At 50.8% G+C, this 15,860-nt stretch carries 20 protein-coding genes; 8 read left to right on the top strand and 12 right to left on the bottom strand.

Annotated elements, in window-relative coordinates; all coding sequences use genetic code 11:
• Window positions 1–103 precede the first annotated feature (103 nt).
• Window positions 104–532 carry a YMGG-like glycine zipper-containing protein gene (locus ACXJJX_RS04515; RefSeq protein WP_456432618.1) on the bottom strand — a complete coding sequence of 143 codons (429 nt, stop codon included), beginning with the start codon at window positions 530–532 and terminating at the stop codon, window positions 104–106.
• A gap of 150 nt (window positions 533–682) precedes the next feature.
• Window positions 683–1,318, bottom strand: a complete 636-nt coding sequence (locus ACXJJX_RS04510; RefSeq protein WP_456432616.1) for a Crp/Fnr family transcriptional regulator — start codon at window positions 1,316–1,318, stop codon at window positions 683–685.
• A 123-nt stretch (window positions 1,319–1,441) separates the two neighbouring features.
• Here ACXJJX_RS04510 and hcp point away from each other — a divergent pair, with 123 nt between their 5' ends.
• Entirely contained in the window at window positions 1,442–3,073 is a 1,632-nt protein-coding gene (gene hcp / locus ACXJJX_RS04505; RefSeq protein ID WP_456432614.1) for a hydroxylamine reductase, read from the top strand.
• 55 nt (window positions 3,074–3,128) lie between these two features.
• On the opposite strand, the gene ACXJJX_RS04500 is transcribed toward hcp, so the two are convergent.
• Window positions 3,129–3,515: a hypothetical protein gene (locus ACXJJX_RS04500; RefSeq protein ID WP_456432612.1), complete on the bottom strand. Its 387-nt coding sequence runs from the start codon at window positions 3,513–3,515 to the stop codon at window positions 3,129–3,131.
• A 12-nt stretch (window positions 3,516–3,527) separates the two neighbouring features.
• Window positions 3,528–4,082 (bottom strand): hypothetical protein, encoded by a 555-nt coding sequence (locus tag ACXJJX_RS04495; protein ID WP_456432610.1) that lies wholly within the window; start codon window positions 4,080–4,082, stop codon window positions 3,528–3,530.
• A 67-nt stretch (window positions 4,083–4,149) separates the two neighbouring features.
• On the opposite strand from ACXJJX_RS04495, the gene hisC reads away from it, so the two are divergent.
• The 6 genes from hisC (at window position 4,150) to guaB (ending at window position 11,435) form a co-directional block, all read left to right on the top strand.
• A complete protein-coding gene (gene hisC / locus ACXJJX_RS04490) occupies window positions 4,150–5,259 on the top strand; it encodes a histidinol-phosphate transaminase (protein WP_456432608.1) in 1,110 nt (369 codons plus the stop codon).
• The gene (gene cmk, locus ACXJJX_RS04485; protein WP_456432606.1) at window positions 5,256–5,948 is read left to right on the top strand and encodes a (d)CMP kinase; all 693 of its coding nucleotides are present in this window, start codon (window positions 5,256–5,258) and stop codon (window positions 5,946–5,948) included. Before hisC ends, cmk begins: the two co-directional genes overlap by 4 nt.
• A 66-nt stretch (window positions 5,949–6,014) precedes the next feature.
• Complete coding sequence (locus tag ACXJJX_RS04480; protein ID WP_456432604.1) at window positions 6,015–7,742, top strand: 30S ribosomal protein S1; 1,728 nt, start codon at window positions 6,015–6,017, stop codon at window positions 7,740–7,742.
• A gap of 37 nt (window positions 7,743–7,779) precedes the next feature.
• Window positions 7,780–8,667: a signal peptide peptidase SppA gene (gene sppA / locus ACXJJX_RS04475; RefSeq protein ID WP_456432602.1), complete on the top strand. Its 888-nt coding sequence runs from the start codon at window positions 7,780–7,782 to the stop codon at window positions 8,665–8,667.
• Window positions 8,668–8,722: 55 nt separating this feature from the next.
• Window positions 8,723–9,931, top strand: coding sequence for a Ppx/GppA phosphatase family protein (locus tag ACXJJX_RS04470; RefSeq protein ID WP_456432600.1), 1,209 nt, complete (start codon window positions 8,723–8,725; stop codon window positions 9,929–9,931).
• 31 nt (window positions 9,932–9,962) lie between these two features.
• Window positions 9,963–11,435 carry an IMP dehydrogenase gene (gene guaB, locus ACXJJX_RS04465; protein WP_456432598.1) on the top strand — a complete coding sequence of 491 codons (1,473 nt, stop codon included), beginning with the start codon at window positions 9,963–9,965 and terminating at the stop codon, window positions 11,433–11,435.
• Here guaB and ACXJJX_RS04460 read toward each other — a convergent pair whose 3' ends face one another.
• The 7 genes from ACXJJX_RS04460 to ACXJJX_RS04430 form a co-directional block, all read right to left on the bottom strand.
• Window positions 11,436–11,837, bottom strand: coding sequence for a hypothetical protein (locus ACXJJX_RS04460; RefSeq protein WP_456432596.1), 402 nt, complete (start codon window positions 11,835–11,837; stop codon window positions 11,436–11,438).
• A gap of 11 nt (window positions 11,838–11,848) precedes the next feature.
• Complete coding sequence (locus ACXJJX_RS04455; RefSeq protein ID WP_456432594.1) at window positions 11,849–12,091, bottom strand: hypothetical protein; 243 nt, start codon at window positions 12,089–12,091, stop codon at window positions 11,849–11,851.
• A 20-nt stretch (window positions 12,092–12,111) separates the two neighbouring features.
• Window positions 12,112–12,426 (bottom strand): FtsB family cell division protein, encoded by a 315-nt coding sequence (locus ACXJJX_RS04450; protein ID WP_456432592.1) that lies wholly within the window; start codon window positions 12,424–12,426, stop codon window positions 12,112–12,114.
• 214 nt (window positions 12,427–12,640) lie between these two features.
• Entirely contained in the window at window positions 12,641–12,850 is a 210-nt protein-coding gene (locus ACXJJX_RS04445) for a sulfur reduction protein DsrE (RefSeq protein WP_456432590.1), read from the bottom strand.
• A 92-nt stretch (window positions 12,851–12,942) separates the two neighbouring features.
• Window positions 12,943–13,188, bottom strand: coding sequence for a winged helix-turn-helix domain-containing protein (locus tag ACXJJX_RS04440; RefSeq protein ID WP_456432588.1), 246 nt, complete (start codon window positions 13,186–13,188; stop codon window positions 12,943–12,945).
• A 39-nt stretch (window positions 13,189–13,227) separates the two neighbouring features.
• Window positions 13,228–13,404, bottom strand: coding sequence for a hypothetical protein (locus ACXJJX_RS04435; protein ID WP_456432586.1), 177 nt, complete (start codon window positions 13,402–13,404; stop codon window positions 13,228–13,230).
• Window positions 13,376–13,669 carry an ArsR/SmtB family transcription factor gene (locus ACXJJX_RS04430; RefSeq protein ID WP_456432584.1) on the bottom strand — a complete coding sequence of 98 codons (294 nt, stop codon included), beginning with the start codon at window positions 13,667–13,669 and terminating at the stop codon, window positions 13,376–13,378. Before ACXJJX_RS04430 ends, ACXJJX_RS04435 begins: the two co-directional genes overlap by 29 nt.
• Before the next feature lie 226 nt (window positions 13,670–13,895).
• On the opposite strand from ACXJJX_RS04430, the gene ACXJJX_RS04425 reads away from it, so the two are divergent.
• Entirely contained in the window at window positions 13,896–14,885 is a 990-nt protein-coding gene (locus ACXJJX_RS04425; protein WP_456432582.1) for a class I SAM-dependent methyltransferase, read from the top strand.
• Here ACXJJX_RS04425 and ACXJJX_RS04420 read toward each other — a convergent pair.
• On the bottom strand, window positions 14,863–15,860 hold a 998-nt coding region (locus ACXJJX_RS04420), incomplete at its 5' end, for a hypothetical protein (RefSeq protein ID WP_456432580.1). The two genes, ACXJJX_RS04425 and ACXJJX_RS04420, sit on opposite strands and share 23 nt — an antisense overlap.

Genomic DNA, 15,860 nt, shown 5'->3' with positions numbered 1-15,860 from the left:
GGACTTTTTTCTTCCTTTGCCTGCTGTTGGGCCGGGGAAGAAAAAGGGGATCCGTGGGGGTTTTTTTTCCTCTTGGGTTAAGCCCAAGGGGGGAAAAACAACACTAATAGGTGTATTCCTTCTTCTGGCCCTCACAGATCTCCTCTATCCGATCGGTTATCAGGGTTCCGTTACGCCAGACCCTTTTACGCACCTTACGGCAATTGGTCTCTGCACTATGAGTGGAAGGGATAGGGGAGGCCTCTACCACGGTTGCTCCTCGTTGATAGACAACCGGTTGATTTGTCCGAGCAGCTTGATAGGAAGCCTGGCTGGAGATGTCGGCCAGAGTGCCTCCAAAAGCTGCCCCTAAGGCCCCGCCGATAACTGCTCCCCGCCAGGGATTGTGGCTGTCAAGAAGGGCGCCAGCGGCAGCCCCGATCACGGCCCCGGCCCCGGCCCCCTGGTAGGGCGCACTTTGCTGGGTAGTCACACAGGCACTAAGAGAAAACCACAGCCCCAAAATAGCAACTATAAAAAGACTCTTCTTCATAAGGGACACCTCCTTTAGTTTTTACCCCTTTAGATGAGCAAGGAGCTTGCCAGGGAGAATACCCTTCTTTTGGGCCGAAAAAGGGGGCTTAGGCCCTAGGGACAGGGGTAGGACATAAGGGATACGTGCATTTTTTGCACAAAGCCTTCCTCAAAGGCGTCTTAGACCGGCTGCCAATTCTTGAAGGGCTTGGCGGTTGGCCAGCTCTATTTGACGGCCATCAACCTCAATATATCCCTCCCGAGCCAACCGGGTAAAGACCCGAGAAATGGTCTCAGGAGTGGTTCCCAAAAGGCTTGCTAGTTGGCCCTTGTTGATATCCAGCCTGATAGGGTTGTTTTTCTGTCGCTCTTCAAGTAGCAACAGGTAGGCAGCCAGCCTCTCAGAGACCTCCTTTAGGGCCAAAGCCTCTATCATGGCCGTAAACTGGCGAAGACGACGCGATAAGACAGCCAGCATGTTGAGGGCTAAGGAGGGCTCTTGTTGAATGAGATGGACAAAGTCCTTCCGGGGAAAATAGAGAAGATGTGAGGCTTCTAGCGTCTGAGCATAAGCAGGAAACCGACCTCCGGAAAAGACCGCCACTTCTCCAAAGGGCTCACCGGGGCCGAATATGTGAAGAATCTGCTCCTTACCACTGGGGGCCACCTTGAAGATCTTCACCCGCCCAGATAAGACCACGTAGAAGCCCAGGGCCTCATCGCCTTCGGCAAAAATGAGCCTTTTGGCCGGATAGCGCCTCTCCTGGACAATCTCCTGGAGCAGCCTTAGATTTTCTTCCGGCAATCCTTCAAAAAGAGGAATTAATAAAAAGAAGTTTTTGTTCTTCAAAGCTTTGACCTATGTCAAGGAGTTAAGCCGACCAATATCCTACCTTAGGGTGAGCATCAAAAACAAGGAGGTGTAAAAATGTTTTGTAACCAGTGTGAACAGACCGCCAAAGGCCTAGCCTGTACCAAGGTCGGCGTCTGCGGCAAGACAGAAGATGTCGATCTCCTTCAAGACCTTTTGGTTTACGCCCTACAAGGCTTAGGTCAGGTAGCCCAAGAGGGGCGCAAGGTCGGGGTTGAGGATCGGGAGACAGATGTCTTTACCTGTGAGGCCCTCTTTTCTACCCTGACCAACGTCAACTTTGACCCTGAAAGGATTAAAGACTATATCTTCCGGACGGTCGAGCTCCGCGAACGCCTCAAGGAAAAGGTTAAGGCCGCTGGTAGCCACACCGACTTCTCAGGGCCAGCCGCCTTTGTTCCGGAGAAGACCACCGAGGCCTTGGTCAAACAGGGTGAAGAGGTCGAGCTGAGGCCAGAGAAGGCCAAAGACGAAGACATCTTCTCCCTTAAGTTAACCACTCTTTACGGTCTGAAGGGAGTAGCTGCCTATGCCTATCACGCCCAAGAATTGGGACAGGAAGACCCCAAAGTCTATGCATTCCTGCATGAGGCCCTGGCTGACCTCAATCGAGACGATCTTTCCTTAAACGACTGGGTCGGGATCGCCCTTAAGGTCGGAGAGATCAATCTTCGGACGATGGAACTCCTTGATGCCGCTCACACCAACACCTACGGACATCCTGAGCCAACTTCGGTACCTTTAGGCCACAAAAAGGGTAAGGCCATCCTCGTCTCCGGCCACGACCTCAAGGATCTTGAGGCTCTTCTTAAACAAACCGAGGGTAAGAACATTTATGTCTATACCCATGGAGAGATGCTTCCAGCCCATGGTTATCCTGGACTCAAAAAAAAGTATCCCCACCTCTACGGCCACTATGGTACGGCCTGGCAGAATCAGACCAAAGAATTTGCTGATTTTCCAGGCCCCATTGTCATGACCACCAACTGCCTGGTGCCTCCCAAGGATACCTATAAAGACCGAGTCTTTACCCTGGGGCCTGTGGGCTACCCCGGAGTCAAACACCTCAAGGAGCTTGACTTCACTCCAGTCATCCAGATGGCTCAGGAAATGGAGGGGTTTGCTGAGGATTTGGAGGGCAAGACTGTCCTGACCGGTTTTGCCAGAAATGCGGTTCTTTCTGTAGCCGACAAGGTCATTGAGGCCGTAAAAAGCGGGGCCATCCGCCATTTCTTTCTGGTTGGTGGATGCGATGGGGCTAAACCGGTCCGCAATTACTATACGGAGTTTGTTGAAAAGGTCCCCCAGGACTGTGTTATCCTAACCTTGGCCTGTGGGAAGTTCCGTTTCTTTGACAAAGACTTGGGTGACATCGGTGGTATCCCCAGACTCCTTGATGTCGGTCAGTGTAATGATGCCTACTCCGCCGTCCAGATCGCTCTGGCTTTAGCCAAGGCCTTCAATGTGGATGTAAACTCCTTGCCGCTTTCTCTTATTGTTTCCTGGTATGAGCAGAAGGCCGTGGCGATCCTCCTTTCTCTTCTTCATCTTGGGATTAAAAATATCCGCCTTGGGCCAAGCCTTCCGGCCTTTATCACCCCCAATGTCCTGAACTTCCTGGTAGAAAATTACAATATCAAGCCCATTGCCACTCCAGATGAAGACATAAAGGCCTGTCTTGAAGGCTAAAAAACACAAAGGGGGAGCGTCTGCTCCCCCTTTGTTCCCAAGTCTTTTAAGAGATTTAGTGAGTTGGGGCTACTTGACTTATTCGAATGACGATCTGAGCCGGATCAAACTTAAGAACATCAATAGCCATCTCGGGGGAGGAAAGTCCTTGAATGGCATCGGCCAGAGTCTGGGTAAGGCCTTCGTAGTCTATCTCCAGGTGGCTTACCCCTTGGGCATTAAATGACTTCTGGTAGACCTTATGCACTCCAGGAAGACCAAGAAGCCTCTCTTTTAACCTTTTTAAGGTTGGATAATCAGCTCCCTCTACTGAAAGCTTGACCAAGACTGTAACCGGAGCCTTTTGATCGACCCTGGCGTCTTGAGGCTGAAGGCCAGTGGTACTGGCACACCCCCCAAGCAAAACAGCTAACATCAAGATCCCTAAGCTCCTCCCAAACATTGCCCAACCTCCCTATTTTTTAGACTCTATACGAAAGATCTTCCCTTGATCATTAAAATAAAAGGTTCTCTCCGGAAGGCCGTCTCCATCTAGATCCCAAAGAAGCTGGATGACTCGGCCCTTGTCAAAAACGATCTCCTCCCGTCCGGCCCCTTTGGGACGGATAATCCTCTCTACCTTCCCCTCGGAAAACATTACCCTGACTTCAAAGATTCCATCCCCATCCTCATCACGCTCTAATCGGGAGATTTGACCCCAGCCTTCAAACAGATAGCGGGTATCAGGAAGACCATCGGAATTGGTATCCTTGCTGAGGGAGACAATCTGATCCCCTTTAAAAATCTCCCAACGATCTACGCGGCCATCGAGATCCGTATCGGCCTCAACTCGCAGGGAATCGTCGGCCTCCCCGAGATAGTAAAATCGGTCAGCCCGGCCGTCTTTATTGGTATCAACCGAGACAACCTCCCAAACAAAGGCCCTGGCCGGCAAGAAGAAAAGAATCCCAAAGGGGATAATCAACCAGGGCAAGACCCCCCTGACCAATTTCTTAAACCTGAGGGACATAACCCTTTAAATACTATAAAGTACTATGTTCATCCCAGCCCAAAAGCGACTTGCCAGAGAGAAGGCGGTGGTGGTATTAACCCAGACCATGGAAGCCAAATCCTATCTTAAGGAAATCCATCCTTATAAGCCGGGCAAACCTATAGAAGAGTTACGAAGGGAATTAGGGATAAGGGGGCCCATAGTTAAGCTGGCCTCTAACGAAAACCCCCTTGGTCCTTCCCCTAAGGCCCTTGAGGCCATTGTCAGAGAGGCTCCCAACGTCCACCGCTACCCAGACGGGGCGGCCTTTGAACTCCGAGAAGCCTTTAAAGAAGTCCTTAAGGTTTCCCCCAGAGAGATCGTCCTCGGCAACGGTTCTAACGAGATTATCGATTTTCTTATCCGGGCCTTTGTCTCCGAGGACGACGAAGTTGTCACCAGCCGGCCGACATTCTTGATGTATGAAAGGTTTACCCGTGTGGCTGGGGGGAGGACAATCTCTGTTCCTCTTAAAAACCTTAAACACGATCTAGGGGCCATTGCTAAGGCCGTCACTTCCAGGACGAGGATCATCTTCCTTGACAATCCCAACAATCCTACGGGGACAGCGATCCGAGTCGGAGAACTTCTGGCCTTTCTCAGCGATCTTCCCCTTAACATCTTGGTGGTCCTTGATGAGGCCTATTTTGAGTTTGTCAGGGACAAGGAGGTTGTCTCCGGAATCTCCCTTTTTCGCGAAGACAAGAGGATTATCGTCTTGAGGACCTTTTCCAAGGCTTACGGTTTGGCGGGATTGAGGATTGGCTATGGAGTTATGGATCCAGAGATCGCCGCCGTACTTGAACGCATCCGTCAGCCCTTTAATGTCAATCTCCTGGCCCAGATAGCCGCCAGGGCCTCTCTTGTAGACAGAGATTATCTGGCCCAAGTCCAAAAGACTATTTGGGAAGGAATGGATTTTCTGGAGCGAGAACTCACCAGTTTAGGACTCCTCCCCTACCCTAGCCAGACAAACTTTATCCTGGTTGATCTGCGGAGACCGGCCCGACCTGTATATGAGGCCCTTCTCCGGCGAGGGATAATTGTCAGACCTATGGATTCTTATAGTTTTGAAACCTGTATTCGGATAACTGTAGGGCTTCCAGAGGAGAATCAACGCCTAATCGACGAACTCAAAGAGGTCCTCCAACCATGAAGGCCTTGACAATAACCATCGACGGCCCAAGCGGAGCAGGAAAGTCAACCATTGCCCGTCTCCTGGCCAAACGCCTCAATTATATTTACCTCGACACCGGAGCCATGTACCGAGCTGTGGGACTGGCTACACTGAGGGCTGGAATAGATCCAGGGGATGCCCAGGGAGTAGCCAGGGTTCTCCAAGAAATCCAACTAGAACTTCGGCCAGGATCCCAGGGAACCGTAGTCTTTCTTAACGGAGAAGACGTAAGTCAGGAGATCCGTCACCCGGAAGTGAGCCTAGCGGCCTCAGCGGTCTCGGCCCTTTTACCGGTAAGGGCCCATCTTACGGAGCTCCAGCGCCGTATGGGAAAATCAGGAGGGGTGGTAGCTGAAGGCAGAGATACGGGAACTGTGGTCTTCCCCGAAGCTGAGGCCAAATTTTTCATTACGGCCACTGCCGAAGAAAGGGCCCGACGTCGTTTTGAAGAGCTTAAGGCCCGTGGGGAGGATATAAGTTATGAAGAAGTTCTCAGACAGCAGTTACTCAGAGACGAAAACGACTGTCGCCGGGAACTAGCTCCCTTAAAACCTGCCCCAGAGGCAATCATCATCGACACCACTAAACTTTCTCTGGAAGAAGTCCTGGAGCGGATCCTAGACCATCTGGAAGAGCTGACAGCTTCCTGCCCCAAATCCTCGAGTTAACGTTGAATTATGAAGGGGCCTCTGGTATAAGGAGACGTTTTTAAAATCTAAGGAGGTCTAACGTTGATGGAAATCGTAGATCAAACCCAAAACCTCAGCTCTTCTGGGCAGGAAGAAGAGTTGAGCCAGAGTTTTGAATCCCTCCTTGAGCAGGGGCTTCCAGAGCTCCATGCCGGGGAGATCCTGCCGGGAAAGGTGGTCCGCATCGACCAGGAATGGGTCATGGTTGATGTCGGCTACAAGTGTGAGGGACAGGTATCTGTCAGGGAGTTCAAGGCCCCTAATGGTAGCCTTTCGATAAAAGAAGGTGATGAGATACCTGTCATGATCGAGCGCCTAAGTGGCAAAGACGGCCTGATGAAACTTTCCTATCGCAAGGCCATCAGAATTCAGACTTGGGAGAAGATCCAGGAGGCCTACAAGGAGGGAACCCCGGTCGAGGGGCTGATCCTGGAGAGAATAAAGGGCGGTTTTTCCGTAGATCTTGGTGGGGTAAAGGCCTTTTTGCCTTTTTCCCAAGCCGATATTCGTCCGGTCAAGGATCCAGAAGTTCTCATCGGACTTTCTACTCTCTTCAAGGTGATCAAATACAATCGCAAAAGGGACAATGTCGTGGTCTCCCGTCGGGAGATCCTTGAAGAAGAAAGGCGCAAGAAGCAGGAGGAAACGCTGGCTAGCCTGGAAGAAGGCCAAGTCCGCGAGGGTATTGTCAAGAATATTACTGACTACGGAGTTTTTGTAGATCTGGGCGGCATCGATGGTCTCCTTCATGTCTCAGATATCTCTTGGGGAAGAGTGGAGCATCCTTCTAACCTCTTCAAGGTGGGGGATAGGGTCACGGTCAAAGTACTCAAATTTGATCGGGAAAAGCAGAAGATCTCTTTGGGGATCAAACAGCTCACCCCGGATCCCTGGGAGTCTGTAAATGAGAAGTATCCCTTAGGGGCAAAAGTCCAGGGCAAGGTGGTCAACCTTACTGACTATGGAGCTTTTGTGGAGCTGGAGCCCGGAATAGAAGGTCTAGTTCATATCTCGGAGATGTCCTGGACCAAAAAGGTTCGCCACCCTAAAGATGTCCTTGAGGTAGGCGATCTCGTCACTGTGGCCGTCATCGGCCTTGACCCTGAGGCCCGAAGAATTTCTCTGTCTCTAAAGCAGGTCGAACCCAATCCCTGGGACGTGGTCATGGAAAAGTTCCCCCCGGGAACAACTATCGAGACCAAAGTCAAAAATATCACTGACTTTGGTCTATTTGTGGGAATAATGGAAGGTATCGATGGTTTTATCCATATTTCTGACATTTCTTGGAGCCGTCGCTTACGTCATCCTGCCGATCGATATCAGGTAGGAGACGTCATTCAAGCTGTAGTCCTCAACATTGATCGAGAAAAGGAGCGCTTTTCCCTGGGGATCAAACAGCTTACCCCCGATCCCTGGGAGTCAGCCGCTGAAAAATACCCTGTGGGGACCAAGGTCACCGGAGTAGTCACCAATGTCACCGACTTTGGGGTCTTTGTTGAGGTTGAGGAAGGCATTGAAGGCCTGATCCATGTCTCTGAGCTTTCAGACAAGCGCCTTAAGTCGGCCGTTGGAACCTACGAAATCGGAGATCAGGTAACGGCCAAGGTCATCAACTTGGATCCGGAAAGGAAAAAGATGGGTCTTTCTATCCGACGGCTGGCTGAAGACGAAGAAAGATCCTATTACCTTGACTACGTCAAGGACAGCTCTGGAGCTAAAACCACCCTGGGTAGTCTTCTTAAAGAAGGGCTTGCTGGGGGAGATAAAAAATAGTGTCATTTCCTTTTCTTCATGAGGAAAGGCTGACAAGGTGAGAAGCAGTCCTATTGTTGTTGGGCTGGCCTTTTTAGGTGCGCTTTTTCTCTTCCTCATTTTACTGATGATAGCTTTGGGGTTCCTCCTTTCTCGAGGGACCCCAGTCCTTCCAGGGGCCGACCGGATCGGTGTGATAGAGGTAAAGGGACTCATTTCTGAGAGTGACCGTATTCTTAAGGATCTGCGGCACTTCAGGGACCGAAAGGATATCAAGGCCGTCGTCATCCGGGTAGAGAGTCCTGGGGGCAGCGTCGGGGCTTCTCAAGAAATCTATCAAGCCATCAGAGATCTCTCTGCAATCAAACCAACTGTAGTCTCCATGGGATCCGTAGCGGCCTCCGGAGGTTACTATGTCTCCCTTGGGGCAGAAAAGATATACGCCAACCCGGGAACGATCACCGGCAGTATAGGGGTAATCATGAAGCTTCCCAATCTGGGAGAGCTTCTTAAAAAACTGGGTATCTCCACCACCACCATAAAAAGCGGCCGTTTCAAGGATCTAACCCCGGTAACCAGAAACCTCACAGAGGAGGAAAGAGCCCTTCTTCAGGGCCTTCTGACAGAGGTACATCAACAGTTCATCGCCGCTGTGGCCGAGGCCCGGAGAATCCCGGTAGAAGAGGTCCGACGCTTGGCCGATGGTCGGATATTTACCGGCCGGGAGGCTAAGGCCCGCGGTCTGATCGATGAGTTAGGAAACCTTGATTCAGCGGTAGAGGCTGCGGCCCAACTGGCTGGAATTACTGGCCCGGTAGAACTAGTCTATCCTCCTCGGGAGCGTTTTTCCCTGTTAAGGACCATCCTAGGGGAGGGAACCCGGGCCCTTTCCCAAGCCGTGACCTTTTCTGGCATAGGCTACCTAGCTCCCCAATTTGTCAACTAGGTCCAGAAAAGCCAGGCAAAGTTGGCCTGTTTTAAAGAAAGGCAGCATCTGAGCCATGGTCAAGAAGGATTTAGTCAACCGACTGGCAGAGAAGTTTCCGGAATACCTGAAGAAAGATCTTGAGGAGATGGTAGATCAGATCTTCGCCCGCCTGACCAAGGCCGTCATCCACGGGGAGCGGGTGGAGATCAGAGGTTTCGGACGCTTTATCGTCCGCCCCCAAAAGGGTCGGATCTTCATCAATCCCAAGACTGGCGAACGTCAGAATCTGCCCCCTAGGCGTCGAGTGATCTTCAAGGTGGGCAAAGACCTTAAAGAACGGCTATCCCATCCGGTGCTGGCTGCCCTTGATCTGGGTACCCAGACCTTTCGGCTTCTTATCGGACAGGTAGTCGGAGGAAAGATACGCCCCCTTTATCGAGACCGGGAAAATGTCCGTCTGGGAGAAGGGCTGGCCGAACGGGGAGAAATATCGCCGGGAGCTTTTAGCCGGGGGATTGAGACTCTGAGGCGTTTTCAGGAGGCCATGACTTTCTACCGGGTAAAGGCCTATCAGGCCATTGGCACCGCTGTCTTCCGAAAGGCTGGCAATGGGCCTGATTTTCTTCGCCAATCAGAAAGACTGGTTGGGATCAAGATAGACATTATCGACTCTCAACGGGAGGCTGACCTTTCCCTTAAAGGCGTTATGGCGGCCCTCCCCCAGGGGTTGGAGAAGGTTTTGGTGGTTGATGCTGGGGGGGGATCTACAGAATTTATCCTGGCCAAGGGCTCAAGGGCCCTTAAAAGTCTGAGCCTAGAGTTGGGAGCAGTTATTCTGGCTGAAAGATTCATCCATGATGATCCTCCCGGCGAAGAAGAGCTTCAGAGGCTAGAAGAAAATATCAAAGAGGTCCTCAAGGGGCTTCCCCGGGAAGATTTGTCGCCAGTTGAGGCCTTAGTGGCCACAGGGGGGACGGCCACCAGCCTTGCTGCCCTAAAACTCCAGATGGATCACTATGATCCAGACAAGGTCCAGGGTTATACCCTTAGCCAAGAGGCCCTAAGGGACCTTTTTTCCCGCCTTAAAGATCTCAGCGTCTCTGATCGCCGCAATTTGAGGGGGCTTGAACCTGGCCGAGAAGATATTATTCTGCCCGGCGTTCTTATCTACTTGAAGGTTCTGGAGTTCCTAAACATCCGGGAGATGTTGATAAGTGATGCCGGTATTCTCGAAGGAATTCTGTTAGATTTGGCCCAAGAAAGGGGCCAGGAAAACCCATAAAGAAAAATCAGCCTTCAAAGGGGGCCAGAACATGCTAAACCCGGAAGAAATCAGGGAGGGTTACACTTTTGATGATCTCCTCCTCGTTCCTGCCGCCTCGGCGGTTTTACCCAAGGATGTTGACGTCTCTACCTATATTACCCCCGAGATCAAACTCAATATTCCTCTTCTCTCGGCGGCCATGGATACGGTCACCGAGAGCCGGACAGCCATAAGTATCGCCCGGGAAGGAGGCATTGGGGTCATCCATCGTAATATGACCATTGAGGAACAGTGCCGGGAGGTAGAACGAGTCAAAAAAAGCGAAAGCGGAATGATTATTGATCCTGTAACTGTCACCCCGGAGACTAAGATCCGCGAGGTCCTCAACCTGATGGCCGAGTTTCGGATCTCCGGAGTGCCGGTGGTGGACGATGATCAGAGGTTGGTCGGTATTGTTACTAACAGGGATCTTCGCTTTGAGACCGATCTTGACCGGCCAGTCAAGGAGGTTATGACAACTGAGAATCTTGTAACCGCCCCCCCGGGGATCACCTTAGAGGAGTCCAAACAACTACTTCATAAACACCGGATAGAAAAACTCTTGGTTGTTGATGAGGCTGGTCGTCTTCGAGGCCTTATTACCATCAAAGACATCGAAAAACTGAAGAAATACCCTAATGCCTGTAAAGACAATCTTGGCCGCCTCCGGGTAGGGGCCGCAGTGGGCGTGGGGCCGGATCGTCTAGCCCACGTAGAAGCCCTACTTAAGGCCGGTTGTGATCTCATCGTGGTTGATTCGGCCCATGGGCACTCCCAAAATGTCATTGAGACCGTCCGCGACATAAAGGCCCATTTTCCGGACTGCCAGCTCATCGCTGGCAATGTAGCCACTGCCGAAGGAGCCAAGGCCTTGATAGATGCCGGGGCTGACGGGATCAAGGTAGGAGTAGGTCCAGGTTCTATTTGCACTACCAGAATTGTTGCTGGCGTAGGAGTACCCCAGCTTACGGCCATAAGCGATTGCGCCCGGGTGGCCAATCACCACCATGTTCCAGTGATTGCTGATGGAGGGGTCAAGTTCTCTGGCGACATCACCAAGGCCATTGGAGCCGGGGCCCACGCCGTCATGATTGGCTCGCTTTTTGCTGGCACAGATGAAAGCCCTGGAGAAGTGGTTCTTTTCCAGGGCAGAACCTATAAAGTCTACCGGGGCATGGGTTCCTTAGAGGCCATGCGCAAAAGTCAAGGCTCTCGGGAAAGATATGGTCAGATCGACGAGCCCTCAAAACTAGTCCCAGAAGGGGTCGAAGGAAGGGTTCCCTATCGCGGCCCTCTGGCGGCGACCATCTTCCAACTCGTTGGTGGTCTGCGATCGGGAATGGGCTATCTTGGTTGTCGAAGCATCGAAGAGCTCCGCCAGAAGGCTCGCTTCATCAAAATAACCCCGGCAGGGCTCAGGGAAAGCCACGTCCACGACGTGATTATTACCAAAGAGGCTCCCAATTACTGGATAGAACGATAGCTATTGATTCGACCTCCAGGACCTCTGGGGCAAAAGGGGGCCTAAGGCCTTTTGGGCCAGAGAAACGGCCTTAGTGGCGAGCTCAAGCGCTTGGCGTGCACATTTTTCGGTCTTTTCTTGGGATAAAAGATCTTTAAGACGTCTGAAAAGATCCTTAAAGTCTGCTGAAAGAACTGAATCCTGCCAGAGGTCAAGAGCCTCTAAGAGGTCCTCCTCTTTGAGGGGGCCATTAGGGGCTTGGGGAAAGTTTACGGCGTAGAGGGCCTTGAGGGCAGAGGTGGCCGCTGCCAAGGCGTAGGAAAAGGCCTCCTGGTAGCGGGCGGCCGCTAGATATTCCCGGGCCCGATCTAACTCCTTTTTAGCGTAGCCGAAATAGGTCTTGGCCCGGATAAAATAGGGCATAAAAAACCCAATTAGCCATCTTTCTTCGATCCCTCTAGGGGAGTGAACCCTTTGGGCTTTTCTACTGTACCTGCCATCTGCTGATAAAGTCTTTTTGTAAGGATCTCATCTGCCAGTTCACAGATCTCAAAGATGGTCTCAATCATGTCAAGCATCTCTGCCTGTCCGTCTGGCGTTCGGTAGTCGAAATCCTCCATGAACTGGCCGCTTTCCAAATATTCCTTGAATTCTCTAATCTTTTTGAGCGTTAGCATAAGACAGATCCTTAAAAGTACTAATCCCGTGGAAACTGATAAAGGATTTCGTTGTCTTTGATCAAGCCATAACGTTGGCGGGCAACCTTTTCGATATAGGCTCGGTTATTCTTAAGAAGGGCGATTCGGTGTTTGAGCTCTTGGCAGTCTTTGCGAAGATTTATTACTTGGTCGGAGAGCTCCCGGAGATGAAGCTTTACCTGATAGTAACGGACAAATCCATACGGGCCCAAGACGTTCCAGAGAAGGAAGGCCCCGAGCAGTCCGCCCCCGATAAGGATCGCTCTTTTGGAAGAAGGCCTCTGCGCTTTAGGCCGTTTCTGTCTCCGGACCATGTTTTAACTGAATAGCACAAGCCTGTCTGAGATTCAAATAACTCTGCTTTGAACTTCTTCATCAGTATCAAATATCCAAAATCTTAAAGCCAGATAGCACTTCTCAGTAACAGATTATCTTATCAGCTGTACTGGCCAGATCATAGAGAAGCTTCTGGGTGCCCTTTTTTAGAGATTCATCCACATCGACACCGTGGAGGGACATGGATTTCCCTCAGGCCCACAATCCACCACCGGCAAGGGTAAGATTTTTGGCCAGCTTTTTCAGTGGGAACCTCTCTGAATCCATCTTTTGATAGGCCACTGCCGGCCCGTTGAGAAAGATAGTGGCCTGATCACCTTGATCAAGGATCAAGTTGGAGAGGCGGAAGGCATTCCAGACGACCTCCGGATTATCAGAAGAGACGAGGATGAGAAACTTCATTTCCTTCCCCCTTAGATTATTTTAAATAAAGATATCAAAATATTTTGATATATCCAAGAAAAATTTTTATCTCGCTTAAAATCAAAAATCTTCTAAGACACCGGGCGGAGCTTACCTTCTTTGGTCATCCGGTCAATCAGAAAAGCCACCCCCTCTTTGGATATTTTTAACCTTTGGGCCAGTTGGGTATCAGAGAGGGTTGGCTCTTCCTTCAGACAGTCCAGGATGGCCCCCTCCAGTTCCTCTAACCAGTCTTCAAAAAGGCTCAAGATTGACTCCGGAGCCACATCAGAGAGCCGCCGGCGGATATCAACGGTGGAGACCAGCCTCTGACACATAGAACGCGGGTCAACTCCCGCGTCAAGACACTTGGCCAGTCAGTAGTAGACCATTGAAGGCACTTCTCCTTCCTCATGGCCAAACATCTGGAGGATGACCTCCTTTTGAGACTCTTCATCCAGAACAGAAAAGGCCAAAGATGCCAGATCCAATAAAAGCTCTTTTATCTCTTCCAGGCTTAAGGTTTTAAGCAATTCTTGATACTTGGTGGTCATGTCCACCCCCTGAAATGATATCCTTCACCAAGTCAAAGATAGCCATGGTCCGTTGACGGTCTTTCAGGCTATAGTAGATAAAAGGGCCCTCCCGTCTGGTGGTTACTAGACCGCCCATCTTGAGCTCGCGCAAGTGATGAGAGACCAAAGGTTGAGAAAGGCCCAGTTCCTCCACCAACTGACCTACAGAATGTTCTCCACCCATCAAAACATTTACAATCCGGAGACGATTTTCGTCTGCCAAGGCCTTAAAAAAGCGAGCCATAAGCTCCTGATCCATGAGAATTATTCCTCACAGTTTTTTAAAACCGACCTTAAGTCTTAAATATTCCAAGAGCAGCCCTTTTAACCAAGAGTTCTTAAGGAAAACTTAACAATTTTTATAACAAAGTAACACGAAGAGAGCTGTTTTTAAAGTAAATACCATCGCCTGATTAGATGATATAAAGTTAAGGATTAGAAATTTTGCTTCAGGTCAGGAGGAACTTAAAATGGAATTAAAAGATAAGCGCCGCTGGTTAAAAGATTTCGTTTTTGGCTTTGCCCCAACTTTTATCATCGCTACGGCTGCCGAACTGAATCTCTTCTTCCTGCTGAAGGAACCTCTTAGCCTAGAAGAAGCTAGCCAAAAGAGCGCTCTACCGGTCAGATCTCTCCGAATGCTCTTAAATGCCCTCTGTGCTTTGGGGTTTTTAGAAAAAAACAAAGGAAAGTATCGCCTCAGGGAGGATCTAAGACCATTTTTGGGTCGGGAGGATATCTTCTCCTACGAGGCCTATCTGATCCATGGGCTAACCTTAGCCCGCAGTTGGGTGCGACTCAAGGAGGCCGTTTGCGGCCAACAGGGACACTCCCAAGAGAAAGACAAGGGCCCGGGCTTTTTTATCCGCCTCACCAAGGGCCTCTTGGCAGCCAACTGGCCGGAAGCCGAAAAATTAGCCGACCTTATTAAGACCCCCTGTGAAAAGATCCTCGATGTGGGTGCGGGTTCATGCCTTTGGAGTGCTCCCCTTATCAAGGACCGGCCCGAGACCCGAGTCTGGGCCATAGATTTCCCCCAAGTACTTGAACAATCAGCAGAACCCATCCTCAAGAAATTGGGATTGAGGGAGCGATTTATCTTCTTGCCCGGTAATTATTGGGAGATTCCCTGGGGAGATGGCTATGACCTCATCATCTTTGGCCACATATGCCACGCCCTAGGTCCAGAGGAAAATATTGCTCTCTTCAAGAAGGCCCAAAGGGCCCTGAAGCCCCAAGGAATGCTAGCCATTGTTGAATTCATCCCCGATGAGGAGAAAAATGGACCATTGTTTCCGCTCATCTTCGCCCTTAATATGCTTCTCCATACCGATTCTGGAGACACCTATACAGTCTCAGAGTATGAAGCCTTTTTGGATCAGGCTGGTTTAAAAATTAGCCAAACCTTTGACCTCGATGAAGGCCACGGTAGCCAAGTTATTCTGGCCGGGCTGGCCTAGGCGCAAAGTATGACCTCAGCCGAGTTGCAAGCTTTTCCGGAGGGAGGAGGATCAGTTCCGCCGACAACAGACGCTGGATGAAGTAATCATCAGTCCGATAATAGGGAGAAAAATTCTGTCTGGTGATAATCCTCAAATGGGGGCTGAACCACAACGGCTCCTCCCCTCGGGGAGGTAAATAAAAGGTGAAGTTGAAAGTTCCATAACCTAGGGTCTGATAGCCTTTAAGGATCGCCGAGATCCCCTTGGCCAAATCAGCCAGATCAGACAAACTGGGCCACTGGGGCCCCTCAAAGATGGCCTGGACCTCATTCGTCCCTAGGGGAGAAAAGGCTGAGAGGAAAGAAATCCGTCCCAAACGCCCCAGGAAGCGCTCTCCCCGCTCCTCTTCCTCCCCTACCAGGGTTTCCCAATAGTTCTGCCCACAAGCAAGATAAAAGGAAAAGGATGCCTCTAGGACCCTAGCCAAGAGAGGCGGGGCCTGGCTGGTTATATAGACCTGAAAGTGAGGATGCAGCAGACTGGCTCCCGCAGGGGGTAAATAGTTGGCACAAATCATAGCCACCTGAGCGCTAGCATCTTTCTGGAAGACTCGATCAATGAAATCAATGGCCACCTCAAAGGCCTCTTGAACAAGCCTCTCAGAGAAATCCTTCAGCTCCCGAAAATGAGCCTCCCCTACAGTGATCACTGCATGATAAAGCCCTACAGGATAGAGGTTTGGGAAAAGAGTACATTCTCCTTTAATCAACCTGCCCCCCGGGATGAGATCCTCCGGATACCGGGGTGTTGCAGTCCGGACCTTGTCCGGACACATAAAACAAAAACCCTTGCTTTCTTCAGCCAACTTTTTAACCAACTCCCAGTCGTGTTGGCCAAAGAAGAGCCGGACTTTATCCTCCAGGATGGGGTTAAAGAGGCTTTGATGGCCGAGGAGTGGATCCCAACGGATCTCCACTTCTTGATCCTCAAGAG

This window comes from Thermosulfuriphilus sp., from assembly GCF_054026695.1.
The sequence above is the reverse complement of the archived record's forward strand: the minus strand, read 5'-3'. Positions and strand labels throughout refer to the sequence as shown.

What these genes read in the sequence shown, in the direction of transcription:
- ACXJJX_RS04450 (WP_456432592.1), bottom strand. Translation starts at nt 12,426, where the DNA reads ATGGTCCGGAGACAGAAACGGCCTAAAGCGCAGAGGCCTTCTTCCAAA.
- hcp (WP_456432614.1), top strand. Translation starts at nt 1,442, where the DNA reads ATGTTTTGTAACCAGTGTGAACAGACCGCCAAAGGCCTAGCCTGTACC.
- ACXJJX_RS04455 (WP_456432594.1), bottom strand. Translation starts at nt 12,091, where the DNA reads ATGCTAACGCTCAAAAAGATTAGAGAATTCAAGGAATATTTGGAAAGC.
- ACXJJX_RS04425 (WP_456432582.1), top strand. Translation starts at nt 13,896, where the DNA reads ATGGAATTAAAAGATAAGCGCCGCTGGTTAAAAGATTTCGTTTTTGGC.
- guaB (WP_456432598.1), top strand. Translation starts at nt 9,963, where the DNA reads ATGCTAAACCCGGAAGAAATCAGGGAGGGTTACACTTTTGATGATCTC.
- ACXJJX_RS04435 (WP_456432586.1), bottom strand. Translation starts at nt 13,404, where the DNA reads ATGACCACCAAGTATCAAGAATTGCTTAAAACCTTAAGCCTGGAAGAG.
- cmk (WP_456432606.1), top strand. Translation starts at nt 5,256, where the DNA reads ATGAAGGCCTTGACAATAACCATCGACGGCCCAAGCGGAGCAGGAAAG.
- ACXJJX_RS04500 (WP_456432612.1), bottom strand. Translation starts at nt 3,515, where the DNA reads ATGTTTGGGAGGAGCTTAGGGATCTTGATGTTAGCTGTTTTGCTTGGG.
- ACXJJX_RS04440 (WP_456432588.1), bottom strand. Translation starts at nt 13,188, where the DNA reads ATGTGTCAGAGGCTGGTCTCCACCGTTGATATCCGCCGGCGGCTCTCT.
- ACXJJX_RS04480 (WP_456432604.1), top strand. Translation starts at nt 6,015, where the DNA reads ATGGAAATCGTAGATCAAACCCAAAACCTCAGCTCTTCTGGGCAGGAA.
- ACXJJX_RS04460 (WP_456432596.1), bottom strand. Translation starts at nt 11,837, where the DNA reads ATGCCCTATTTTATCCGGGCCAAGACCTATTTCGGCTACGCTAAAAAG.
- ACXJJX_RS04470 (WP_456432600.1), top strand. Translation starts at nt 8,723, where the DNA reads ATGGTCAAGAAGGATTTAGTCAACCGACTGGCAGAGAAGTTTCCGGAA.
- ACXJJX_RS04445 (WP_456432590.1), bottom strand. Translation starts at nt 12,850, where the DNA reads ATGAAGTTTCTCATCCTCGTCTCTTCTGATAATCCGGAGGTCGTCTGG.
- ACXJJX_RS04430 (WP_456432584.1), bottom strand. Translation starts at nt 13,669, where the DNA reads ATGGCTCGCTTTTTTAAGGCCTTGGCAGACGAAAATCGTCTCCGGATT.
- ACXJJX_RS04495 (WP_456432610.1), bottom strand. Translation starts at nt 4,082, where the DNA reads ATGTCCCTCAGGTTTAAGAAATTGGTCAGGGGGGTCTTGCCCTGGTTG.
- ACXJJX_RS04515 (WP_456432618.1), bottom strand. Translation starts at nt 532, where the DNA reads ATGAAGAAGAGTCTTTTTATAGTTGCTATTTTGGGGCTGTGGTTTTCT.